Consider the following 20,856-nt stretch of genomic DNA (forward strand, 5'->3'; position numbering starts at 1 on the left):
GTGACGCGCGTCTGTCAGAGCTGACGCTCGTCGCCGGCGCTTTTGACCACGAGGACACCGGTATCGCCGCGGAAGCGCAGCGACCGCCCCGAGTCGCCGCCGACGTCCGCGGCGACGACGGGAATACCGAGCCGTTCGAGGGTCGCTCGACCCACCGCGACGTTGCGCTCGCCGATGGATTGCTCCTGGCTGTCGAACTCGAACATGGCGCTCCCGCCGGCCAGCTTGGCCGTGATGTCGTCGACGGAGCTTCCCTCTCGGCGCATCTCGTCCACCACCGCGGCGATGCCCGTGTCGGCGAACTTCGCGACCTCGTCCGCGTCGCCGGGGGCGGTCGGTAACATCGTGTGTGCCAGGCCGGCGACCCCTGCCGACTCGTCGAAGAGGCCGACACCGAGACAGGAACCGAGCCCGCTCGTCGTCAACACGGCGCCGTCGCCGGTGACCGCGAAGTCGGCGATGCCGACGCGTCGGCGGGTCTTCCCCGAGTCCGCTTCCCGGCCGTACGTCTTCATCTCAGAGTTCCCGTCCCCGGTTCATATCAGAACAACGACTCTTGATCGGCTTCGAGTTGGTCGCTTCGCTCGACCAGCAGCGAGTCGAGTGCCTCCTTGAGTTTCCGCTCGTCGGGGATGGCGTAGAGTTCGCAGTTGAACTCGCCTTCGGGGGTGACCACCGTCGAGTCCATGAGGAAGGCGTACTCCTGGGACCGGCCGAGGCGGCCGGCGATGGGGCTGAGGATGGCCCTCCCCATGTCGTGGACCAGTTCGGGGGGCGTGTGGTCGATGCTCGTCTGGAGGACGTTCGCCCACCCGTCGATGAACCCGCTGGTCATGATGTTACCGAGTTCCTCGATGGCGCTTTCCCCCATCTCGCCGAGCGGTTCGTCGAGCTCCATCGGCACCGTCGCGTCGACGATGGTGCGGGCCGACGGCTCGTCGAAGAGGATCGCGAGGTATCCGCCCGGTGTCCCCTTGAACTCCATAACCGTCCCGACGTACACCTCGTCTCTGGCCGTGTTGGGGACGTCCTCGATGGGGACGAAGCTGAGCCGGCTCACGTCCACGTCCGTCTCGATGCCGGTCATCGAGGAGACGTTCTCGGCCGCCCGCTCGGCACCCTGTCGGGTCATCTCGTCGAAGACGGTCAGCTTGTCCATCGGGATCGCGTCCTCGTGGTCGTCGCTGGCGGCGAGCATATCGGCGAAGGCGCTGTACTCCGGGAGCATGTAGATGTAGGCGTCGATCTCCTGATCGACGGCCGTCATCTGGCTCTCGAAGACGAAGACGTGTTCCTCGTCGGCCCGGTCCAGGGCGCCGTCCGGAAGCACGTCGGTCCCCGCACGCTCGACGTAGTTCGGCGGGCTCATGTCCACGCTCGTCCCGAGGTAGTCGGCCCACCCGTCGACGAACCCGCCCATCATGATGTTGCCGATTTCGTTGATCCCGCTCCGAGCCATCTCGTCGAACTCGTCGTCATCGCCGGCCGACGCCCCCGGAACCAGGACGTCGACGATGCTCGCGGCGCTCTCGCGGTCGAAGGCGAGCGCCGTCTCCCCCGACAGGCCGCCGCCGAGACCGATCTGGACGCCCACGAACTCCGTTCCCCCGAAGACGTCCTCCACGTCCTGTTTCGACATCAGCGTGACGTTGGTCACGTCGACGTACGTCTCGATCCCCGTCATCTGGGTCAGCGACGCCGCGGCGTGTTCCGCCCCCTCCTGTGCGAGGCGGTTGTACGTGCCGAGCGACTGGATATCGACACGCATGATCAGGCCACGACGTCGTCGATGGCTTCGAGCACGTTCGGTTTCTGGAACGGTTTCGTGATGTAGCCGTCCGCACCGGCCTTGACGGCGTTTTTCATCTTCTCCTCCTGGCCGACGCTGGTACACATGATCACGTTCGCGTCCGGATCGCTGCCGGTGATCTCGCTCGTCGCCTCGATTCCGTCACGGATCGGCATCACGATGTCCATCATGACTAAGTCCGGATCGTGTTCACGGTAGAGTTCGACCGCCTCGACCCCGTTTTCCGCCTCATCGACGATCTCGAAGTTCTCCTCGAGGATCTCACGCAGGAGATTACGCATGAAATCCGAGTCGTCGACGATGAGTACTTTCGGTGGCATCTGTCCCGTGAATTCGGGAGTCGCTAAATAAATACTCGGACGCGATTCTCAGCGCTGATACGGGATCGGGCTCAGTCCTCGGACAGCGTGACGGCTTCCTCGTCGGAGACGGCCTCGATCAGGTCGCCGATGGAGTCCTCGCGGTCCAGCTCGTACCGCTTCAGGAGGCCGGTGAGGGTCCCGACCGGGTAGCGGACGGAGACGTTCGACTCGGCCAGCAGGATGCCGAGCACCTCCTCGACTGGGGTGCCGCCGCCGACGTGCTGGGCGTACCAGATCAGCAGCGACTCGAAGCTGGTGACGACGTCGTTCGAGACGACCTGGTGGCGGCTGACCCCGTCGTCGAACTTCGCCGTCGCGTGAAAGCCGTACTGGGCGTCGATGCCTCGGAAGTGGTCTTCGAGCCATCGGTTGACGTCCATCTCGGTGAGTTCGGGGTCCTCGCTCTCCGTCCCGTCCTCGCTCTCCGCTCCGGTCTTTCGGGCGTCGATGGCGTCCGCCCGGCGCTGTGCGGCCTCGTCACTCATCGACTCTCCCGTGGAGACGAGAAAGCGCCCGTCGTCGAGTTCGGAGACGTTGTCGTGTCGCGTGAGGTCGAGTTCCTCCTCGGTGATCACCTTCCCGCGTTCCGAGACGGAATCGTCTGGATCCGATGGCATACCCTGTGCAGTGTTTCCACTTGCGGTGCGTGAAAATATAAAGATTCGGTGCCGCGCCGCGAGGGTCGAACGGGGTTACAGTTCGACCGACTCTTCGCCGGCGAGCGACTGGGGCACCTGGATGCGGATGATGCTCGTGGCACCGCTCTCGGTGTTGATCCGGAGGGTGGCCGTCTCACCCGGCCCCAGCGGACCGTTGCTGAACTGGTCGTTGTAGTCGAGTGCGGTCATGTTGATGGTGACGACCAGCCGGTCGGTCCGACTGTTGAGGATCAACCCGGATCCGCGGCTCTCGTTGAGAGAGTCGTCGTCGTCCTGGAGCGCCCGGGTCCGGTCGTCGGGACCGATCGCCCCGCTCCGGTTGATCGCCGTATCGTTGGTGAACGCGAAGCGATCGGTGCCGTTCGGGCCGACCAGTTCGAAGGTGGTCGCGCTCATATTGATGTCGCTCGCGCCCGGGGCCTTCTGGACCACCAGCGACACCTCGTTCACCGCCCGAGACGTGTTGTCGAGCGACGTGTTCGCCTGCGACTCGGTCAGGGTGACGTTGTCGCTCGTGTTGTAGTACGAGACGTTGCCGGTCTTCGACACCGGTTCGAGGCGGTCGGTGACCTGTGCGCTGCTCTGTTGTCCGGTCTGTTCTGACTGGGTCTGGAGGAAGCCGGCCGTGTTGATGAGGACGCCGGCCGCGATCGCCGCGACCAAGACCATCGCGATGAACACGATGAGCGTCCCGATACCGACCTGCCCCCGCTCTCGTTCTTCGAACATGTGTTGTGGTCCCCGAGGCGACGGTGTCCCGGGTTCTACACGCCAGTTGTCGAACCGCCGTGTTAAACCTATAGACCAAAATATCACGGCTGAAATCCGGGGGCGGCGAGCCGGTGGCTGTCGGAGTTGGGAAAAACGAAAAGCGTCGCGGATTACAGTTCGACCGACTCTTCGCCGGAGAGGGACTGTGGCACCTGGATGCGGATGATGCTGGTGGCGCCGCTCTCGGTGTTGATGCGGATCGTCGCCGTCTCACCGACCTTCAGCGGACCGCCGGCGAACATCTCGTTTTGCGCGAGTTCGGTCATGTTGAGCGAGACGACGAGTCGGTCGGTGCGGCTGTTCAGGATGAGGCCGTCACCCTGCGACTCGTTGAGGGAGTCGTCGTCGTCCTGGAGCGCCCGGGTCCGGTCGTCGGGACCGGTCGCCCCGCTCCGGTTGACGACGCTCTCGTTGGTGAACGCGAAGCGGTCGGTGCCGTTCGGACCGACCCGTTCGAAGGTGGTGGCGCTCATGTTGATGTCGCTCGCGCCCGGGGCCTTCTGGACCACCAGCGACACCTCGTTCACGGCCAGGTACGTGTCGCTCCGCGACAGGTTCTGCCTGGATTCGTTCACGATCACGTCGTCGCTCTGGTTGTACACCGAGACGTTGCCGGTCTTCGACACCGGTTCGAGGCGGTCGGTGACCTGTGCGCTGCTCTGTTGTCCGGTCTGTTCTGACTGGGTCTGGAGGAAGCCGGCCGTGTTGATGAGGACGCCGGCCGCGATCGCCGCGACCAGGACCATCGCGATGAACACGATGAGCGTCCCGATACCGACCTGCCCCCGCTCTCGTTCTTCGAACATGTGTTGTGACCCCCGGGACTATGCTGTCCTGGGTTCTACACGCCGGTTGTCGAACGGCCGTGTTAAACCTATAGACCAAAATATCACGGCTGAAATCCGGCGACTGCGAGCCGACGGCTGGTCGGTGGGTGGAAAACGAAGAAGGCGACGCGGGCTTAGAGTTCGACCGACTCTTCGCCGGAGAGGGACTGTGGCACCTGGATGCGGATGATGCTGGTGGCGCCGCTCTCGGTGTTGACGCGGATCGTCGCCGTCTCACCGGCTTCGAGCGGACTGTTGACGAACGGATCGGTGTTGGCCGTCTCGTTGAGGTCGAGCGTCACGACCAGCCGGTCGGTCCGACTGTTCAGGATCAACCCGCTCCCTTGAGACTCGTTGAGGGAGTCGTCGTCGTCCTGAAGCGCCCGGGTCCGATCGTCGGGACCGGTCGCCCCGCTCCGGTTGACGACGCTCTCGTTGGTGAACGCGAAGCGGTCGGTGCCGTCGGGTCCGACGAACTCGAAGGTGGTGGCGCTCATGTTGATGTCGCTCGCGCCCGGGGACTTCTGGACCACCAGCGACACCTCGTTCACCACGAGCGACTGATTCTCCTTCGAGAGGTTCGACGCCGAGTCGGACACTATCTCGGTATCCTCACTCGAATTACTGGCGTACGTGCTGTTGTACACCGAGACGTTGCCGGTCTTCGACACCGGTTCGAGGCGGTCGGTGACCTGTGCGCTGCTCTGTTGTCCGGTCTGTTCTGACTGGGTCTGGAGGAAGCCGGCCGTGTTGATGAGGACGCCGGCCGCGATCGCCGCGACCAGGACCATCGCGATGAACACGATGAGCGTCCCGATACCGACCTGCCCCCGCTCTCGTTCTTCGAACATGTTGATGTGTAACCCGGGGTCGTGGGTCCCGCGGGCTCTGCTTGAACGTACTCGAAGGTAGTGATAAAGGTACGTTCCCAGATATCAGCGGTGAAAATGAACGCCTGAACCGGTCGAATCCCCAGAAACGCCCCCACGGTCGCCACGGCTCAGTCGTAGATGATGAGGCTGTACACGACGAAGATGAACCCGAGGGAGGCGAGGCCGTTGTTGACCAAGAGTAGGGAGCGGACGCCGTTGAAGTCGTTGATGAACGCGCTGATCGCCGTCGCGATCGCCGCGGCGGCGATCAGGCTGAAGCCGAGTGACACGTGGATCATGGCGCGGCGGGTCGTCTGGAGGTAGGCCTTGATGGCCATCCCGACCATCGTCAGCCCGGAGACCACCAACACCGCCGTGGCGGCGAAGTAGAGGGATTCGACGACTAACATTGTCTCGACCGAGTCTTGGTGTATCCGGTTATAAATCTGGCCGTGATATTCTCAGGTATGATAGACACTCCCGAGAGCGACCGTCCGCCACGCGTATGACAGTACGATTTATTGTTCAGGGCCGTATCTAAACTGATAACGAATGGACGGAACCGAGATGTTGCGGGTTCTGGGCAACGAGTACAACCCCCAAATACTGAGTTTCGCACACGAACCACGCTCGGCCCAAGAGCTCAGCGACGAACTCGACGTACCGATCGCCACCTGCTACCGCCGTATCGAGGAACTCACCGACGCGAACCTCCTCGAACACCACGACCGGGTGCTGTCGGACGAGCGACGACGAGTCAACGTCTACCGGCGGAACATCGAGGAGGTCGTCGTGAACTTCTCGGAGGGGGAGGTCTCGGTCGACGTCGAGGAGCGACGACAGGTCACGAACCGACTCGACGAGGCCTGGCGGACGCTCTCGGAGTGATCACTCGCCCGGGAACGAATCGTTGCCCCCGCCCATCATCGAGAACCCCGCCGCCCGTTCGTGGACGGTGATGCCACCCTCGTCGATGTCCATCGGGAAGATATCCGTCTCGATGTCCTGTTTTCGCATCTTGGCGACCCAGATATACCGGTTGACCCCCGACTCCGTCGGGGTCTGGATCAGGTAGATGTTCCCGTCGGTTAGGAAGTTCTCCAGCCCGATGTCCTGTTCCGGGAACACGGCGGACTGCTCGGCGATGAGCAGCGAGGTCAACCCGTTGGCTTTCAGGATATCCGAGAACTTCAGCAGGTACGTCCGCTTCTCCTGTTCGTCCTCGAAGAACAGTTCGAACATCGTCAGCGAGTCGAGGACGAGCCGTTCGTACTCCGTCTCCTCGAACGCCGCCAACAACCGGTCGAGCGTCGAGTTGAAGTCGTTGTGTCGCAACAGCTCCTGTTTGTCGTAGATGAGGATCTGATCGTCCTCCACGAGCTCCCGCCAGTCCGCGAAGCCGATGGATTCGGCCGCCTGGGCGATGTCCTCGGCGTTCTCCTCGAACGAGAGGTAGATCCCCTTCTCGTCGAACTTGGTCACGCCGTTGTAGATGTACTGCAACCCGAGGATGCTCTTCCCGGTCCCCGGGTTCCCGCTGATCAGTACCGTCGCGTTGTCGACGATGCCGCCGCTCAGTATCGAGTCCAACCCCTCGATTCCCGTTCGCGTCAGGTCAGTCATTGCGGTACAGTTACGCGGACTGACTGAAATAAATTCGCAACGCTGGCGGCCCACCGAATCGTCGGCCCGCTCCCGCCGATTTTCACCTCTGAGAACCCGGACGCAACCTATTTGACGCCGCCGGGACACTCTCCGTCGATGAGGCTTTCCACCGGCGTGGACGGTTTCGACGAACTCGTCGACGGGGGACTCCTCCGGAATCGGTTGTACATCCTCAGCGGACCGCCGGGAAGCGGGAAGACGACGTTTTCCTCGCAGTTCGTCACCGAGGGGGTGCGTGCCGGCGAGAAATGTCTCTATCTGAGCATGCACGAGACCGAGGAGGAGTTGGTCCACGACATGAGCGCCTACCAGTTCGGCTTCGAGAAGGCGGCTCACTCGGGCAAACTCCAGTTCCGGAACGTCTTCGACTCCAACGCCAAGCGACTGTTGAAGGGACCGGGCGGCAACGACTTCTCCTCGGGCGTGAAGAACATGACGAACCGGCTCGTCAGCTTCATCAACTCCCGGGAGATCGACCGGCTGGTCATCGACTCGACGATGATCCTGCAGTATTTCTACCCCGACAACCACGAGGCGTTCGTCCAGTTTCTCACGTCGCTGAAGCGCGTCGACGCGACCACCCTGCTCATCTCCGAGATGACCGATCCCACGTCCTACGCCGACGAGCATTACCTCGCCCACGGCGTCATCTTCATGCACAACTACCTGGAGGGCGGGGGAATGCACCGCGGGGTCCAGATCGTCAAGATGCGGGGGACCAGCATCGACAGCAACATCCACGCCATCGAGTTCGAGGACGACGGACTCCACGTCCGTCCGGAACAGCAGATTCAGGCCTGATATGTACGAATCCGAGTTCGACACCGAGTGGGACGACCTCGACAAGGCGGACGCGCTCGAACGCGCGTTCGCCCTTGGTGTCGCTCGAAGTCTCGGCGAACCGAACCGCGAGGAGTACCGGCGCGTGTGTGACGCCGCCGATACGACCTACGAGCGGAGCCTGATCGAACTGTCCTACGAGGAGGGGCGACGCAAGGCGTCCGGCCGGACCGCCGCGGAGTCGACGACAGTGTGGGAGGAACTCGTCGTCGACACCGACGACGTCGACGTGTCGCCCGGCAACGAGGATCCGCGCGGCTCGCCGGACGGGCCGCCGGGGATGTTCTCGCGGCCGGATCCGACCGCCGTGCCGGAGGACGGACTCGACCGGGTTCGACTGCCGGAGTTCCTCCGACGGCGCTGAACGCGGTCCGTCCGTCGTCCCGTTCGCCGGTCCATCGCCGTCCTCGACCGCCTGACGACTCATACGGATTACTGTAACTGTGTACCGGTGGTTCGCCGGACCACGCTGGCGAACCACCGGTAACGACGTACAATAAACAGTATCAGGCGTCGGAGCGCATGAGTTCGCCCGGCTCCGTCCAGATGACGAACTCACCGTCCTCGTCGCGTTTGACCACGCCGTTGATCCACGGTTCGTCGACCGGCGATTCCTTGACCTCCGCCAGCGAGACGGTCGAGACGCGCCGGACGCCGTCGACCGCCCACCCGACGCTCCACTCGTCGTCCATCTGCGCCGAGTCGAAGACGACGATCAGGTCGCCGTCGTCCTCTTCCTCCGCGGCCAGCGTCTCCTTGGGATCGATGACCGTCGTGATGTCGCCACGCAGGTCGATCACCCCCTCCACGAACGGCGGTGCGTTCGGGATCCGTGTGACCGTCCCCCGCTCGACGATCTGTTCGATGAATGAGATGTCCAGGCAGTACCGCTCGTCGCCGAGGACGAACTCCAGGACCGAGATGGTCTCCTCGTCGGCCGTCCCGCCCTCGTCCCGGCCGTCGTCGGTTTCGACGTCGTCGGGACCGTCGCCGAACGATGGTACCGACTCGACGCCGGTGCCCCCGTCGTCGTCCGAGGGCCCGGCCACGTCGAGTTCGCTCAGGGAGGTTTCGATCCGGTCGTCGAGTTCCGCCTCGTCGGCCCCGTCCGCCGCCTCGGCGACTTCGGCCGCCGAGGGGCCGTTCTCTTCGCTCATTCCCATCCCCCGTCTCGCCGGCCGTTCTCGCGTGCGCGCTCCGAGCGCGTCGTTGTCGATTCCCGCGTCATGTGTTCGTTGCACCGTCGTTCACGCCACCCCGTAATAAGTTCCGTCGTCGGGTTCTCAGGACTGATACTCCACGCACCTCCGGCCGTCTCATACTGTTTATTGTGAGTCATTACCGGTGGTTCGCCGAGGCGGTCCGGCGAACCACCGGCAACCAGTCACAATGATCCGTATCAGTCCGTCGCCGGGTCGGCGTCGCCGAGCGCCAGGTCGCTTCCGGGGCCGGTCGCGACGTACCGGTCCCAGAGGACGAGCGTCGTCGGGAGGACGAGGATCGACGACAGGTACGAGTAGAGGACGCTCAGTGCGATCAGCAGGCCGAACTGGCCGAGGATCGGCGAGATGGCGAGCCACAGCACGCCGAGGCCGGAGACGGTCGTCAGCATGCTCCCGGTGAGGGCGCCGCCGGTCCCGCGGACGGTTTCGATAAGGGCGTCGTCGACGTCCGTCGCCCCGTCGTACTCCTCGACGAACCGGTGGAGGAGGTGCGCCGAGTAGTCGATACCGAGGCCGATGGCGATGGAGAGGCTCGTCCCGGTGAGGACGTTGAAGGGGATGTCGAGATAGCGCATCGTCGAGGCGAGGGCGGCGACGGTGACGGCGATTGGGAGGACGTTCACCAGCCCCAGCGAGGGGCGCCCCTCCAGGACCGCGTACACCAGGATCAGGAAGGCGGCCGCGGCGACCAGCGCGATGACGAGACTGCGGAACGCCGACTCGCCGATCACGTCGGACACCGCCTTCAGAACGATGACGCCGCCGGTGGCCGTCGCTTCGAAGCGGACCCGGTCGGCCACCTGTCGGGTGTCCTCGGTGACCGCCTCCTGTGAGGCGTCGGCCTCGACGGAGTAGACGATCCGGGCGCTCGTGTAGTCGTCGGTGATGTAGTTCAGCGCCCGGTCGCGCGCCGGCGAGTCGAGCAGCGCGGCGTAGATAGCCCGGAGGTTGTCGTCGGGGATGCCGTTGTCGTTCCGGTCGTTCCGCGCGACCAGTGCCGCGAACTCGGGGTCCCGCTCTGCCCGACTCCGAATGACGGTCACGATGCTCGTCTCCCGGGCGTGACCGCCGTCGGCGACGAAACTCGACGGCGGGTCCTCGCCAGCCCTCCAGAGCGCTTCGAGGGCGTAGTCCTGGTGTAAGGGCCCCTCGACGTAGACGGTCGTGGTGTCCTCCTCGCCGGTCTGGAAGTTCCGCTCCAGGAAGTTCGTCGTCTCGGTGACGGTGTAGTCCCCGGGGCGGAACGGCTCCGGAACGTATTCGAGATACGCCGGCGGTTCCTCGGGCGGGAGGAAGTCGTCCTCCGTGAACCGGCTGTCGACGCCGGCGCCGTACTGGCCCATCACCGCCGTCGACACGAGGATGACGACGAGGAATAGCCGGGGGGCTCCGCGGGCGATGTAGACGCCGACGGGCAGGACGCGGCCGAGCAGCGATTGCTCGGAGCCGAGCGCGGCCGAGCCGAACTCGGGAACGCCGAGGCGCTCGCGCCAGCGGTCGGCGAACACCTTCGTCGCCGGCAGGAAGACGCCGAACACGAAGAAGGTGAAGACGATGCCGACGGCGGCGACGATGCCGAGTTCGCGGATCGAGCTCAGACCGCTGCTCAGGTTGGCCGCGAAGCCGAGGACGGTCGTCCCCGTGACGATGAAGAAGGCGACGACGAGCTGGTCGGTGGCGATCCGCATCGCCTCGCGGACGCTCACGTCGCCCACGTGCTCCTCGCGGTAGCGGTTGATCGCGTGAATGCCGAAGTCGATGCCCACTGCCAACAGTAGGGGTGGGATGGCGACCAGCAACTGAGAGAAGGCGATGCCCGCGAGGCCCATGAAGCCGAACGTCCAGAGCATCGCCATGCCGAGCGAGACGAGTCCGAGCAGGAGGTCGACCGGATCGCGGTAGGCGACGATCAGGAAGAGGAGGATGAGCGCGAGCGCCGCCGGAATCACCAGCCCGAGCGAGTCGTTGATGACGTTGCCCAGTTCCTCGCTCGTGATGCCGCTCCCGAAGACGGTGATGTCACCGCCCACCGACGAGACGATATACTCCGCGCGGAGTTGGATCGACGTGAGGGGGCTCGACCCGCTCGTCCCTGGCCCCTCGCTCGCCCCGCCGGGGAGGCGGTGGGAGACGGTACCGATGGTCGCCGACGCCGACGCCGATCGGGCGTTGTAATCGTCGCTGAGGAGGGCCCGCAGCCCGGGATCGTCGGCGACGGTCATCCGCACCGCGCGATCGATCTCGCCGGGCGTCGATCGTTCGACGGCCCTGATCTCGTCCTCGATGGAATCCGCCGACGGGTCGAGGGTCCGCGCGACGGCGCGGGCGACGCTCGTCGTCCGCTCGACGTTGAGGTCCGGCTTGTCGGCGAGGCGTCGTTGGGCCTCCAGCATCCGCAACAGTTCGGGCTTCGAGAGGACGTTCGCCCCCGACTGGATCAACTGCGTCGTCCCGGAGTCGTCGCCGAAGGTGACGCGCTCGAAGTTGTCGTTGACCGCCTGCAGCGCCTGCTCGGCGGGGACGTCCTCGGTAAACTGGTCGGTGCCGGAGTCGGTGCCGCCCCCGCCCAAGCCGAGGACGAACAGCCCGGAGACGAGCAGGAACAGGAGGATGACGCGACCGGGACGGTCGACGATCCACGAATCGAGGGTGTCGACGAACCGCTGGGAGTCGACCCGGATGTCGTCGATACTCGGTGCCACGTGTCGGTCAGGCGCTCCCGTCCTCGCTCTCGGCGTCGGTGCGCCGCCGCCGGTAGACGAACAGCCCTACGCCCACGACCGCGAGGGCGCTGACGGTGATGGGAAGGAATGGCAGGCCCCCGCTCTGTCGCCGTTCGACCGTCACCGGCACCTGATAGGTCCGCGACACCTCCGTGTCGCCGTCCGGGAGTTCGTACTGGAAGTCGAGCGAGACGGGGTACTGCTTCTCGAGGGCGTTCCCGCTCGTGCTCAGGCCGATGGTGATCGTCGCCGTCTCGCCGGGATCGAGCGCGGAGACGATGCCCTCGTCGTCGTCGCTCGCCAGCGGCGACTGGACGAACGCCTTCGCCTCGATGTCACGTAACGGTTCGTCGCCGTGGTTGGTCACGCGGATGTCGAGGGTCGTGGTCCCGCCCGCGACGACGGTCCGGTTGGTCGCCTCGACGCGGAACCGGTCGCGCTGGGGCTCGATCCGGAGGCGGTTTTCGAGCGTGTCGCTCCGGCGGACGTCGCCACGCTGGTTACGGTAGCGGACGCTCACGTTGAACTGTTGGGTGCTCGCGCTCGCGCCGTCGCTCACGGACACGTCGAAGTCGAAGGTGCCGGTCTCGTCGGGTTCGAGGGTTTCGAGCGCGTACTCGTTCGATTCGATCACGACGTTCGGGTTCGACGACGAGAGAACGACGACGGGTTGGCGGGCGGTGTCCGGGCCGCGGTTGACGACGGTGCCGGCGAACTGCCCGTCCTCGCCGACCCGCAGGGATGCGTTCGTCTCCCGGAGTGCGAAGGACTGCTCGCGGTCGGGACGGAGCCCCACCGCCACCGGGTTCGAGGAGCGCGCGATGCCGTCCGTATCCTCGTACTCGACGGTCGCGCTCAGGCTGTAGTTCCTGAGCGCCGCGTCGTCGCCGACGTCGACGGTGTACTCGACCGTCTCGTTCGTGCCGGGATCCCACTCCCCGACGTACCCCGTCGAGGAGGTGGAGCCGCTGAAGGTGAGTTCGTCCGTCGACGAGGAGAGGACGACGCTCGCGTCGCGGGCGGTCCGCGTCCCGTGGTTGCGGAGTTCGACGGCGAGGGTTCCGGTGTCGCCGACCTGTGTCGTCGTCTCGGTGTCGACCACCTCGAACTGCGCCTGGTCGCGCACCCGGAGCGTGACGTATTGGGTCTCCTCGCGGGTGAGGTCGTTGTACTCGGGGGAGCCCACGGAGCTGTACTCGACGCTCACGGTGTAGGCGTAGGAGACGGTGACGGGGATCCGGTATCGCCCGGGGTCGGCGTCCTCGGGGACGGTGATCGATATCGGGCCGGCCGTGGTGGTGCCGCGGGGAACCTCCCCGACGGCGACCCGGCCGGTGTTGATTTCGAACGGGGTGTCGCCGCTCTCGACGTCGACGGCGACGCCGCGGGCGGTGGTGACTCGCTCTTCGTACTCCGCCGGTCCGCCGCGACTCAGACGGCCGTCGTTCGAGAGGACCAGATCGAGCTCCGTCTGCGTTCCCGGTTCGACTTCCGCCGTCGAGCTGTAGACGTCGATGGTCGGGCGACCGATCACGGTCCCTGACGAGGACTGACCGGCCACGACGCCCGTCGCAGCGACGGCGGCGACGACGACGAGGGCGGCGAGGAGGACGTTGCGGTGTGGGGCGTGCATGGATGGGTGGTCGGTTGATAGCTCGGAGGGCCGGCTGCCGACGGGGCTGATCGCCCGCCGACGTGTCGAAACGTCACCTGAGAGGTGGAGGGAACGAGTTATATAACTTGTGAATGAACGTTCAGTCACCGTGGCGTTCGACTCCCCCTTCGGCTCCCCCGCGGACACGCGTACTTCGATCATGCGCGCCACCTACGACGCGTTGATCGAACACGGGTACGAGAACCTGACCATCCAGCGGATCGGGGACGAGTTCCCGAAGAGCAAGTCGCTCATCTACCGGCATTACGACGGCAAGGACGACGTCCTGGTCGCGTTGCTGGAGTTCCTGCTCGATCACCTCAAATCACAGATGCCACAGCCGACGACGGCGGACGCACACGACTGTCTCCGGAACGTGCTCGATTTCGTGCTCGCACCCGACCTCGACGCGGAGCGAGCCGAGCTCACGAACGTGATGGTGGAACTCCGGGGACAGTCGCCGCACAACCGGGTGTTCCGGGAGTACTTCTCGGCCAACGACCGCACCTTCCGACGCGGCCTCGCGGACATCGTGGAACGCGGTATCGAGGAGGGGGTCTATCGCTCGGTCGATCCGGAACCCGTCGCCGAGTTCGTCCTGACGACGATGAGCGGTGCGACGGTCCGCCGGGCGACGACGGAGGACGTCGCCGACGTCGCGGCCGTACGTCGGGAACTGGATGCGTATCTCGAAGCGCGGCTACTGCGGGCGGAGGAGAGCGGACTCAGTCGACGATGACTCGCCCGGTGCCGTCGACGTGGACCGTGTGATCGTCGTACTCGAATGTGAGACTCCGGTTGGCTCGCTCCGCCGGTGTCCCGGCGAAAAAGGCCTCTAGGGCGTCGGGGTCGACGTACTCCGCGAGAGGGTCGAGTTCGGTTGCCGAGCAATCCTCGACGTCGCTAAGAGCGGCCTGCACGGTGTGGCTCACCGGTTCGCGTCGATCCCAGTCGACCTCCGACCGGTGAAGGGCCGAATCCGACCGCATCCGTGCACTTTCGTCGCTCGTCGCTGACATACCTTTATCTTCGGGTAGTAGTATTTAACGCTACTGGCGAGATTATCAACCGTGATACTCGAACCTCCGTCGTGGGGCAACAACACTCATCCGGCGGGGCACCGAACGTCGGGTCGACTCGCCATGATACCCGAGGCGTTCGCCGCGTCGACCGTCCCGACACGCTCGCACACATGGAAATCCTGATCCTCGGGGCCGGTAGCCTCGGGAGTCTCATCGGCGGGCTGTTGGCCCGCGCCCACGACGTGACGCTCGTCGGCCGGGACCCGCACGTCGCGGCGGTCCGGGACGCAGGCCTCCGGATCACGGGCGTCGAGACGCTCACGACCCATCCCGCGGCGACGACCGACGCGTCGGGCGCGAGCGCGGACCTCGCGCTCGTGACGGTCAAGGCCTACGACACGCCCGGCGCGGCCGACGCGCTGGCGACCTGTGACGTGGACGCGGTCTGCTCGCTCCAGAACGGGATGGGCAACGAGGAGCGCCTCGCCGCGGGCCTCGACGTCCCGGTGCTCGCGGGGACGACCACCTACGGGGCACGGCTCGCCGATCCCGGTCACGTGGAGTGGCTCGGCCGTGGGCGGGTGACGGTCGGCCCCTGGCGGCCGGTCGACGCCGTCGCTCGCAGCGAGCGCGTGGCTGCGGCCTTCCGCGCGGCCGACATCGACGCCGCGGCGACGACCGACGTGCGTCGCCGACTCTGGGAGAAACTGGCGGTCAACGCGGCGATCAACCCCGTCACGGCGCTGGCCCGCGTCGAGAACGGGGCGTTGACCCCGCCGGGGGCGCTGGCCGAGGTGGCGACGGCCGCCGGGACGGAGACGGCCCGGGTCGCGCGCGCCGACGGGGTCGACCTGTCGACGGCGACGGTACACGAGGCCGTCGAGGACGTCGTCCGCGGGACGGCGCGGAACCGCTCGTCGATGCACCAGGACGTGGCCGGGGGTCGCCGGACGGAGGTCGAAGCGATCAACGGCTACGTGGTCGACCGGGCCGCGGCGGCCGGGGAGTCCGTGCCGGTCAACCGGACGCTCGCGGCGCTGATCCGGGGCTGGGAGGCCGGCGCGGGGCTCCGCTAAGGGGTATCGTTAATTCCCCGGCGGCCGAGTCGGACGACGATGCCAACGGTACAGGAGATCAGGCAGGCGTCGGCGGACGAGGAACCGCTGACGATGCTGACGGCCTACGACGCGCCGACGGCCGAACTCGTCGACGCGGCCGGGATCGACATGATCCTGGTCGGCGACAGCATGGGCAACGCCGTGCTCGGGTACGACTCGACGCTCCCCGTGACGATGGACGACGTGGCGGGCCACACCGGCGCCGTGGTACGGGCCACCGAGGACGCGCTCGTCGTCGCGGACATGCCGTTTCTGAGCTACGGCGCGACCGACGACGCGGGGATCGAGAACGCCGGACGACTCGTCAAGGAGGCGGGTGCGAACGCCGTCAAGATCGAGTCGGGCCCGCACACCGTCGAGTTGACCGAACGCCTCGTCCAACTGGGGATCCCGGTGATGGCCCACCTCGGGTTGACGCCCCAACGTCTCAACCAGGTCGGCGGCTACACCAGACAGGGGACCACCGAGGCCGACGCCCGGGAGATCAAGGACCTCGCGCGGCGCCACGAGGAGGCGGGCGCCTTCTCGCTGGTGCTCGAACACGTCCCCTCGGAGCTGGCTGCCGAGGTGACCGCCGACCTCGACGTCCCGGTGATCGGCATCGGGGCCGGGCCGGAGACGGACGGCCAGGTGCTCGTGTTGACCGACGTCATCGGCCTCTCGGCGTCGCCCCCGCCGTTCGCCGAATCCTTCGGCGACGTGCGTGGCGAGATAGCGGACGCGGTGGCGTCGTACCGCGAGGCCGTCGAGGACGGCGACTTTCCGGACTAGTCGCCCCGGATCGCCGAGGCCAGGAGCGGGCGCATCATGCCGACCACGGGCGCTTCGGCGCTGTCGGTCCAGATAGCCCGGTGTTTGCGGACGCCGGGCAGGTCCGTCGTGGCGTCGGCGCTGACGAGGAGCGCGTTGCCGTCGACCATACAGACGCTCGTGACGGCGCCGGCGTCGATCGGGACGGCGTCCCACCACGTCCAGGTCTCGACCACCTCGGCGCCGTCGACGGCGTCGGTCAGTCGCTCCCGGATCGCCCCGTCGGGTGACCCGATCACCACCTCGACGTCCCGGTCGACGGCGTCGTCGAGCGCGTCGATCAGGTCGTCCCCGAGGAGGGCGTCGACGGCGACAGCCAGCAACACCTCGTCGTCGGCGTCGCCGACGAGCGTCGCGAGCCGCTCCGAGACGGCCGTCTCGCCTTCCATCGTCCAGACTTCGCCGGCGCTCGACGAGCGATCCGGCGATCCGAGGCGGGGCAGGACCGCCCCGAGGGTGTCGAGGCGGCTCCGACACTCCTGTTCCAGCAGTTCGACCGACTCGCGCGGCGAAACCGCGCGGAACCGTCGCGGCTTCGACTCCTGGACGCTGACGAGACCCCGGTCCTGGAGGGTGTCCATGCTGTCGTAGATCCGCGCGCGCGGCACGTCAGCGACTTCGCTCACCTCCTTCGCCGTGCCCTCGCGCAGGCGCGCAAGCGCCACGAAACATTTCGCCTCGTACTCGGTGAGTTCGAACGTCCGGAGCGTCTCCACTGCCTCCTCGACGAGCGAGTCGATGCCGGCGTCCGAAGATGTGGTTTTGGTCACGACGGGCGTCTCCTGTGTCGCTCCCGCGTTAGGATGACACCACCAAAAAGAGTCGGGTCCGACGGGCGCCGCTTGTGTACCGTCGGCACACTCTGTTTCTATTGGAATCAAAACACAGGAGAAACTATTAAGATACTACCAAACGTAGGGGTAGGTGAGAGGAGCGGACCGCGGCCACGTGCCGCCATCGACAATCATGAGCCACCAGCCCCACTCCCTCCGAGAGGCCGGCGGGGAACAGCACGAGACGACCGACGTCGAGACCGAAGAACGCGTCGACGAGTTCGCCTGTCCGGAGTGTGACGCGGCGCTCGTCGCCGACGAGGCACACGGCGAGACGGTGTGTGAGTCCTGCGGTCTCGTGGTCGAGGAAGACGAGATCGACCACGGGCCGGAGTGGCGTGCCTTCGACTCCAACGAGCGAGCGGAGAAGAGCCGTGTCGGCGCACCGACGACGAAACTCCTCCACGACGACGGTCTCTCCTCGGTCATCGACTGGCAGGACCGGGACGCGAAGGGGCGGACCATCGACGGGAGTAAGCGTCGCAAGCTACAGCGACTCCGGACTTGGGACGAGCGGTTCCGTTCGAAGAGCGCCCAGGAGCGCAACCTGAAGCAGGCGCTCGGCGAGATCGACCGGATGTCGTCGGCGCTGGGGTTGCCCGAGAACGTCCGCGAGACCGCGAGCGTCGTCTACCGCCGCGCGCTCGAGGACGACCTGCTCCGCGGTCGCTCCATCGAGGCGATGGCGACGGCGTCGCTGTACGCCGCCGCCCGCCAGGCCTCGGTTCCGCGGAGTCTCGACGAGTTCGAACCCGTCAGCCGGGTCGAGCGCAAGGAGTTCTCTCGAGCCTACCGCTACATCGTCCGCGAACTCGGCCTCGCCATCGAACCCGCCAACCCCCTCGAATACCTCCCGCGCTTTGCCTCCGATCTCGACCTCGACGGCGAGACGAAGACGCGTGCACGTTCGCTCCTCGAGGAAGGCATGGAGAGCGGCGTCCACAGCGGCAAGAGCCCGGTCGGCCTCGCGGCGGCCGCGCTCTACGCCGCCTCCATCCTCGAAGGGGAGAAAGTGACCCAGAAGGAGGTGTGTTCGGTGAGCGACGTCTCGGAGGTGACGGTCCGCAACCGGTACACCGAACTGCTGGAAGCCGGCACCGACCCCGATGCGGCCCGCGCCGCCTAGGGGCGGATCGCCGTCTTTTGACCCGTGACCGCCAGCGCCGACTTCAGGCGTCCGGCGGCCCCGTCGGCCTCCGCCACGTTCTCCATCAGCACCGTCTCGCTCGGGAACAGATCCTCGCCGACGACGAGGCCGTTATCGCGGGCGGTCGATCCCGTCATCGTGAGGTAGACGCCGAGACCAACGTCCGCGATGGCGGCCTCCTCCTCCGCGGTCGCGTCGGGGTACTGGAACGTCACGTCCTCCAGCGCCCTCGTCCCGAGGACCGCCCGCACGAGGCGTTCGTAGCGCGGCGAGATACAGAGCGGGCCGGCGTAGTCCGTGACGAAGTCCCGATCGAGGTCGGTCCCCGGCGGGAGGGTTTCCGGGGTCGCCAGCAGGGTGTGATACACCGTATCGCCGAGGCCGCTCACGATCCGTACGTCGGTGTCGCGGGGGTCGATCCGCGCGTTCACGTCGGCGATGGTCGCCACGCCCGTCTCGTCGAGCGTGACCACCTCCTCCAACACCAGGTCGGCGCTGTCGAACCCGAGGCCGAACTCGTGGGTCCGGAGCGCCCGGAACGGCTCTTCGCGGCCGATCAACTCCACGGTGACGCCGTCGACCGGCACGGTCGCGCTGTCGAAGACGATCCGCCGCGGTTTCCCCTCGCGGTCGTCTCGGAGCAGGGTGTACTCCGGGTGTGTCGGTTCCGAGAGGTCGGAGTAGGCCGCCAGCCGCTCGTACACGTCGCGCTCGGCCGTCGCCTCGCCCTTGGTGACCGCCTTCTCGTAACGGAGCGTCGACGACACGTCGTCGGCCAGGTCGTCGGCGTCGGCGACGGCGGCGAACCGTTCGAGAACCGCCTCCAGCGGGCGCCCCTTGCGTGGAACGGCGACCCGAACCGTCTCGGTCATTACCGGATCGATGCGGCCGCGGGCTTTACCGATTGCGCTTTTCGCGTCACTCCTCGCCGGTGCCGAACGCGTTGCTGAGGCGGTCCCGGAACGACCGCAGGTCCGCCAGTTCCGACCGGATCTCCTCGATGTCGTCCTCGACGTCCTCGACGGCGGACAGCCCCTCGTCCAGACGCTCCAGGCGCGACTCGATCCGGTCGAGGTCGTCCCCGACCGCCTCCAGTCGCTCGTCCGTCTCCGCAACGGCGTCGGCCGTCTCCGTCACGTCCTCACGGAGGGCGGCGCGGTCGTCGGCGGCCGCCGACAGCGACGCGTCGAGGTCGTCGACCCGGTCGTGCAATTCGGCCAGGTCCTCGCTCACGTCGCCGAGTACCTCCTCGGCGGTCCCGTTCTCGTCGAGGAAGTCGGCGAGCGCGTCGCGGTAGGCCAGCACGTCCTCCACCTGGGACTGGAGCCGACTCACCCGGACGTCGACGCTCGTCGGCACCTCGCCCTCGAAGGCCTCGCGGAGGACCGCCATGTCGTCGTCGTCGACCGATCCCTCGCGAATCTCCGCGGCGAGGGCCGACGCGACCGATCCGGGCGCTGCCGCGGGCCCAGTGTCGGCCGTCGCGTCCGTCCCGTCGTCGGCCGTCGCGTCCGTCCCGTCGTCGGCCGTCGCGTCCGTCCCGTCGTCGGCCGTCGCGTCCGCCCCGTCGTCGGCCGTTGCCGGTGTCGGCTGCTCCTCGGGCGTGTCGTCGTCGGGCGTCTCGTCCCCTGCCCGCGGATCGAGCGCCGCCGCGGCGTCGGCGGATCCCACCGCTTCCGGTTCGTCGTCGTCCGCCTCGTCCGGCGCCTCGGCATCCTCCGCCTCGCTCCCGTCCGTGCTTCCCGCGTCGACGGCGTCCACCGACTCGTCCCGGTCGCGCATGGCGGCGGAGAGGTCGTCGTCGGTCGAGCGGGGCGTGAGATCGTCGTCGGTCGAGCGGGGCGTGACCTCGTCGTCGGTCGAGCGGGGCGTGACCTCGTCGTCGGTCGAGCGGGGCGTGACCTCGTCGTCGAGGAGCGGCTCCGGCGTCGAATCGTCCGCCTCCTCGGTGTCCTCCGGGGCTGAGAGGTCGGTCGTTCCCTCCCCGGAGAGGGCGTCGCGGACGACCTGTGTCGTCTCGCGACCGAGGACGTCGTCGCTTCCCGCGTCGCCGTCCGCGTCCTCTTCGGCGTCGCCCGTGTCGACGTCCATCAGTTCGACCGTCGGTTCCTCGAGGAAGGCCTCCGCCTCGTCGGGGTCGTCGATGCGGATACCGTACACCGTGAGCACGGATTCACCGGGTTCGAGCGTTCGCTCGTAGGCGACCCGGTGGTCGCGGTAGGCCGTCCAGTTGTCGCTGTCGTAGTCCGGGTGGAAGCCGACGCCCTCCATCGCGAACGACTCGGGGATTCGGTCGACGAGTCGGATTCTGGTCGGGTCGTCGGCGAGCGATTCGATCTCGAAGGCAATGGCCGGAACTGGAAACCGATCGGCCTCGAAGTCCTTCCCCACGCGGACTTCCCCCGTCGACACGGACACCGGGGTCTCGGGGTCTGAGTCGTTCGCCATGCGCCATACCTTTCCCAGTAGTAGCATAAAACAACCGGCGGCGAATTTCATCGACGTGACATCCTCGCCGGC

23 protein-coding genes are annotated in these 20,856 nt (G+C 66.6%); 8 read left to right on the top strand and 15 right to left on the bottom strand.

Annotated elements, in window-relative coordinates; translation table 11 throughout:
- Positions 1-14: 14 nt before the first annotated feature.
- From NO364_RS02865 to NO364_RS02900, 8 genes are all read right to left on the bottom strand, one after another.
- Positions 15-515, bottom strand: coding sequence for a chemotaxis protein CheD (locus NO364_RS02865; protein ID WP_257628480.1), 501 nt, complete (start codon positions 513-515; stop codon positions 15-17).
- A 26-nt stretch (positions 516-541) separates the two neighbouring features.
- Positions 542-1,768 carry a chemotaxis protein CheC gene (locus NO364_RS02870; protein ID WP_257628481.1) on the bottom strand — a complete coding sequence of 409 codons (1,227 nt, stop codon included), beginning with the start codon at positions 1,766-1,768 and terminating at the stop codon, positions 542-544.
- 2 nt (positions 1,769-1,770) lie between these two features.
- Positions 1,771-2,130 (bottom strand): chemotaxis protein CheY, encoded by a 360-nt coding sequence (gene cheY / locus NO364_RS02875; RefSeq protein WP_157688752.1) that lies wholly within the window; start codon positions 2,128-2,130, stop codon positions 1,771-1,773.
- A 71-nt stretch (positions 2,131-2,201) separates the two neighbouring features.
- On the bottom strand, positions 2,202-2,789 hold the full coding sequence (locus tag NO364_RS02880) for a DUF7500 family protein (protein ID WP_157688750.1): 588 nt from the start codon (positions 2,787-2,789) through the stop codon (positions 2,202-2,204).
- 75 nt (positions 2,790-2,864) lie between these two features.
- Positions 2,865-3,560, bottom strand: a complete 696-nt coding sequence (locus NO364_RS02885; RefSeq protein WP_257628482.1) for an archaellin/type IV pilin N-terminal domain-containing protein — start codon at positions 3,558-3,560, stop codon at positions 2,865-2,867.
- 152 nt (positions 3,561-3,712) lie between these two features.
- Complete coding sequence (locus NO364_RS02890) at positions 3,713-4,408, bottom strand: archaellin/type IV pilin N-terminal domain-containing protein (RefSeq protein ID WP_257628483.1); 696 nt, start codon at positions 4,406-4,408, stop codon at positions 3,713-3,715.
- A gap of 155 nt (positions 4,409-4,563) precedes the next feature.
- Entirely contained in the window at positions 4,564-5,280 is a 717-nt protein-coding gene (locus NO364_RS02895; RefSeq protein WP_157688744.1) for an archaellin/type IV pilin N-terminal domain-containing protein, read from the bottom strand.
- A gap of 149 nt (positions 5,281-5,429) precedes the next feature.
- Entirely contained in the window at positions 5,430-5,711 is a 282-nt protein-coding gene (locus NO364_RS02900; RefSeq protein ID WP_157688742.1) for a DUF7521 family protein, read from the bottom strand.
- Positions 5,712-5,853: 142 nt separating this feature from the next.
- Here NO364_RS02900 and NO364_RS02905 point away from each other — a divergent pair, with 142 nt between their 5' ends.
- Entirely contained in the window at positions 5,854-6,189 is a 336-nt protein-coding gene (locus NO364_RS02905; protein WP_157688740.1) for a winged helix-turn-helix domain-containing protein, read from the top strand.
- Here the strand turns inward: NO364_RS02905 and NO364_RS02910 are convergent, their stop codons facing one another.
- Entirely contained in the window at positions 6,190-6,924 is a 735-nt protein-coding gene (locus NO364_RS02910; protein WP_157688738.1) for an RAD55 family ATPase, read from the bottom strand.
- A gap of 138 nt (positions 6,925-7,062) precedes the next feature.
- Here NO364_RS02910 and NO364_RS02915 point away from each other — a divergent pair, with 138 nt between their 5' ends.
- Positions 7,063-7,767, top strand: coding sequence for an RAD55 family ATPase (locus tag NO364_RS02915; RefSeq protein ID WP_157688736.1), 705 nt, complete (start codon positions 7,063-7,065; stop codon positions 7,765-7,767).
- 1 nt (position 7,768) lies between these two features.
- Positions 7,769-8,170 carry a DUF8057 family protein gene (locus tag NO364_RS02920; protein ID WP_157688734.1) on the top strand — a complete coding sequence of 134 codons (402 nt, stop codon included), beginning with the start codon at positions 7,769-7,771 and terminating at the stop codon, positions 8,168-8,170.
- Between the two features lie 142 nt (positions 8,171-8,312).
- On the opposite strand, the gene NO364_RS02925 is transcribed toward NO364_RS02920, so the two are convergent.
- The 3 genes from NO364_RS02925 to NO364_RS02935 all read right to left on the bottom strand — a co-directional run bounded on the left by NO364_RS02925 (position 8,313) and on the right by NO364_RS02935 (position 13,385).
- A complete protein-coding gene (locus NO364_RS02925; protein ID WP_257628484.1) occupies positions 8,313-8,963 on the bottom strand; it encodes a chemotaxis protein CheW in 651 nt (216 codons plus the stop codon).
- Between the two features lie 242 nt (positions 8,964-9,205).
- Positions 9,206-11,731, bottom strand: coding sequence for an efflux RND transporter permease subunit (locus NO364_RS02930; protein ID WP_257628485.1), 2,526 nt, complete (start codon positions 11,729-11,731; stop codon positions 9,206-9,208).
- A gap of 7 nt (positions 11,732-11,738) precedes the next feature.
- Positions 11,739-13,385: a COG1361 S-layer family protein gene (locus NO364_RS02935; protein ID WP_257628486.1), complete on the bottom strand. Its 1,647-nt coding sequence runs from the start codon at positions 13,383-13,385 to the stop codon at positions 11,739-11,741.
- 130 nt (positions 13,386-13,515) lie between these two features.
- Between NO364_RS02935 and NO364_RS02940 the strand changes: the two genes are divergently transcribed.
- Positions 13,516-14,145 (top strand): TetR/AcrR family transcriptional regulator, encoded by a 630-nt coding sequence (locus NO364_RS02940; RefSeq protein ID WP_199243754.1) that lies wholly within the window; start codon positions 13,516-13,518, stop codon positions 14,143-14,145.
- Here NO364_RS02940 and NO364_RS02945 read toward each other — a convergent pair.
- Positions 14,132-14,425: a HalOD1 output domain-containing protein gene (locus NO364_RS02945; RefSeq protein WP_157688731.1), complete on the bottom strand. Its 294-nt coding sequence runs from the start codon at positions 14,423-14,425 to the stop codon at positions 14,132-14,134. The two genes, NO364_RS02940 and NO364_RS02945, sit on opposite strands and share 14 nt — an antisense overlap.
- Before the next feature lie 173 nt (positions 14,426-14,598).
- Here NO364_RS02945 and NO364_RS02950 point away from each other — a divergent pair, with 173 nt between their 5' ends.
- Both NO364_RS02950 and panB read left to right on the top strand, forming a co-directional pair.
- The gene (locus NO364_RS02950) at positions 14,599-15,504 is read left to right on the top strand and encodes a ketopantoate reductase family protein (RefSeq protein WP_157688730.1); all 906 of its coding nucleotides are present in this window, start codon (positions 14,599-14,601) and stop codon (positions 15,502-15,504) included.
- A gap of 39 nt (positions 15,505-15,543) precedes the next feature.
- Positions 15,544-16,317, top strand: coding sequence for a 3-methyl-2-oxobutanoate hydroxymethyltransferase (gene panB, locus NO364_RS02955; protein WP_257628487.1), 774 nt, complete (start codon positions 15,544-15,546; stop codon positions 16,315-16,317).
- Here panB and NO364_RS02960 read toward each other — a convergent pair.
- Positions 16,314-17,126: a TrmB family transcriptional regulator gene (locus tag NO364_RS02960; RefSeq protein WP_157688726.1), complete on the bottom strand. Its 813-nt coding sequence runs from the start codon at positions 17,124-17,126 to the stop codon at positions 16,314-16,316. The two genes, panB and NO364_RS02960, sit on opposite strands and share 4 nt — an antisense overlap.
- A gap of 196 nt (positions 17,127-17,322) precedes the next feature.
- On the opposite strand from NO364_RS02960, the gene NO364_RS02965 reads away from it, so the two are divergent.
- Positions 17,323-18,315 carry a transcription initiation factor IIB gene (locus NO364_RS02965; RefSeq protein WP_157688724.1) on the top strand — a complete coding sequence of 331 codons (993 nt, stop codon included), beginning with the start codon at positions 17,323-17,325 and terminating at the stop codon, positions 18,313-18,315.
- On the opposite strand, the gene NO364_RS02970 is transcribed toward NO364_RS02965, so the two are convergent.
- Positions 18,312-19,208: a phosphoribosyltransferase HisG-related protein gene (locus tag NO364_RS02970; RefSeq protein WP_157688722.1), complete on the bottom strand. Its 897-nt coding sequence runs from the start codon at positions 19,206-19,208 to the stop codon at positions 18,312-18,314. The genes NO364_RS02965 and NO364_RS02970 overlap by 4 nt on opposite strands.
- Positions 19,209-19,218: 10 nt before the next feature.
- Here NO364_RS02970 and NO364_RS18245 point away from each other — a divergent pair, with 10 nt between their 5' ends.
- Positions 19,219-20,301, top strand: a complete 1,083-nt coding sequence (locus NO364_RS18245) for a calcium-binding protein (RefSeq protein ID WP_420191867.1) — start codon at positions 19,219-19,221, stop codon at positions 20,299-20,301.
- Positions 20,302-20,856: the final 555 nt, after the last annotated feature.

Origin of the sequence: Haloplanus salinarum, assembly GCF_024498175.1 — an archaeon.
Lineage (GTDB): Archaea > Halobacteriota > Halobacteria > Halobacteriales > Haloferacaceae > Haloplanus > Haloplanus salinarum.

What these genes read in the sequence shown, in the direction of transcription:
- NO364_RS02905 (WP_157688740.1), top strand. Translation starts at nt 5,854, where the DNA reads ATGGACGGAACCGAGATGTTGCGGGTTCTGGGCAACGAGTACAACCCC.
- NO364_RS02965 (WP_157688724.1), top strand. Translation starts at nt 17,323, where the DNA reads ATGAGCCACCAGCCCCACTCCCTCCGAGAGGCCGGCGGGGAACAGCAC.
- NO364_RS02880 (WP_157688750.1), bottom strand. Translation starts at nt 2,789, where the DNA reads ATGCCATCGGATCCAGACGATTCCGTCTCGGAACGCGGGAAGGTGATC.
- NO364_RS02885 (WP_257628482.1), bottom strand. Translation starts at nt 3,560, where the DNA reads ATGTTCGAAGAACGAGAGCGGGGGCAGGTCGGTATCGGGACGCTCATC.
- NO364_RS02915 (WP_157688736.1), top strand. Translation starts at nt 7,063, where the DNA reads ATGAGGCTTTCCACCGGCGTGGACGGTTTCGACGAACTCGTCGACGGG.
- NO364_RS02970 (WP_157688722.1), bottom strand. Translation starts at nt 19,208, where the DNA reads ATGACCGAGACGGTTCGGGTCGCCGTTCCACGCAAGGGGCGCCCGCTG.
- NO364_RS02870 (WP_257628481.1), bottom strand. Translation starts at nt 1,768, where the DNA reads ATGCGTGTCGATATCCAGTCGCTCGGCACGTACAACCGCCTCGCACAG.
- NO364_RS02890 (WP_257628483.1), bottom strand. Translation starts at nt 4,408, where the DNA reads ATGTTCGAAGAACGAGAGCGGGGGCAGGTCGGTATCGGGACGCTCATC.
- NO364_RS02925 (WP_257628484.1), bottom strand. Translation starts at nt 8,963, where the DNA reads ATGAGCGAAGAGAACGGCCCCTCGGCGGCCGAAGTCGCCGAGGCGGCG.
- NO364_RS02900 (WP_157688742.1), bottom strand. Translation starts at nt 5,711, where the DNA reads ATGTTAGTCGTCGAATCCCTCTACTTCGCCGCCACGGCGGTGTTGGTG.
- NO364_RS02865 (WP_257628480.1), bottom strand. Translation starts at nt 515, where the DNA reads ATGAAGACGTACGGCCGGGAAGCGGACTCGGGGAAGACCCGCCGACGC.
- NO364_RS02945 (WP_157688731.1), bottom strand. Translation starts at nt 14,425, where the DNA reads ATGTCAGCGACGAGCGACGAAAGTGCACGGATGCGGTCGGATTCGGCC.
- NO364_RS02895 (WP_157688744.1), bottom strand. Translation starts at nt 5,280, where the DNA reads ATGTTCGAAGAACGAGAGCGGGGGCAGGTCGGTATCGGGACGCTCATC.
- cheY (WP_157688752.1), bottom strand. Translation starts at nt 2,130, where the DNA reads ATGCCACCGAAAGTACTCATCGTCGACGACTCGGATTTCATGCGTAAT.
- panB (WP_257628487.1), top strand. Translation starts at nt 15,544, where the DNA reads ATGCCAACGGTACAGGAGATCAGGCAGGCGTCGGCGGACGAGGAACCG.
- NO364_RS02950 (WP_157688730.1), top strand. Translation starts at nt 14,599, where the DNA reads ATGGAAATCCTGATCCTCGGGGCCGGTAGCCTCGGGAGTCTCATCGGC.
- NO364_RS02920 (WP_157688734.1), top strand. Translation starts at nt 7,769, where the DNA reads ATGTACGAATCCGAGTTCGACACCGAGTGGGACGACCTCGACAAGGCG.
- NO364_RS18245 (WP_420191867.1), top strand. Translation starts at nt 19,219, where the DNA reads ATGCGGCCGCGGGCTTTACCGATTGCGCTTTTCGCGTCACTCCTCGCC.
- NO364_RS02910 (WP_157688738.1), bottom strand. Translation starts at nt 6,924, where the DNA reads ATGACTGACCTGACGCGAACGGGAATCGAGGGGTTGGACTCGATACTG.
- NO364_RS02935 (WP_257628486.1), bottom strand. Translation starts at nt 13,385, where the DNA reads ATGCACGCCCCACACCGCAACGTCCTCCTCGCCGCCCTCGTCGTCGTC.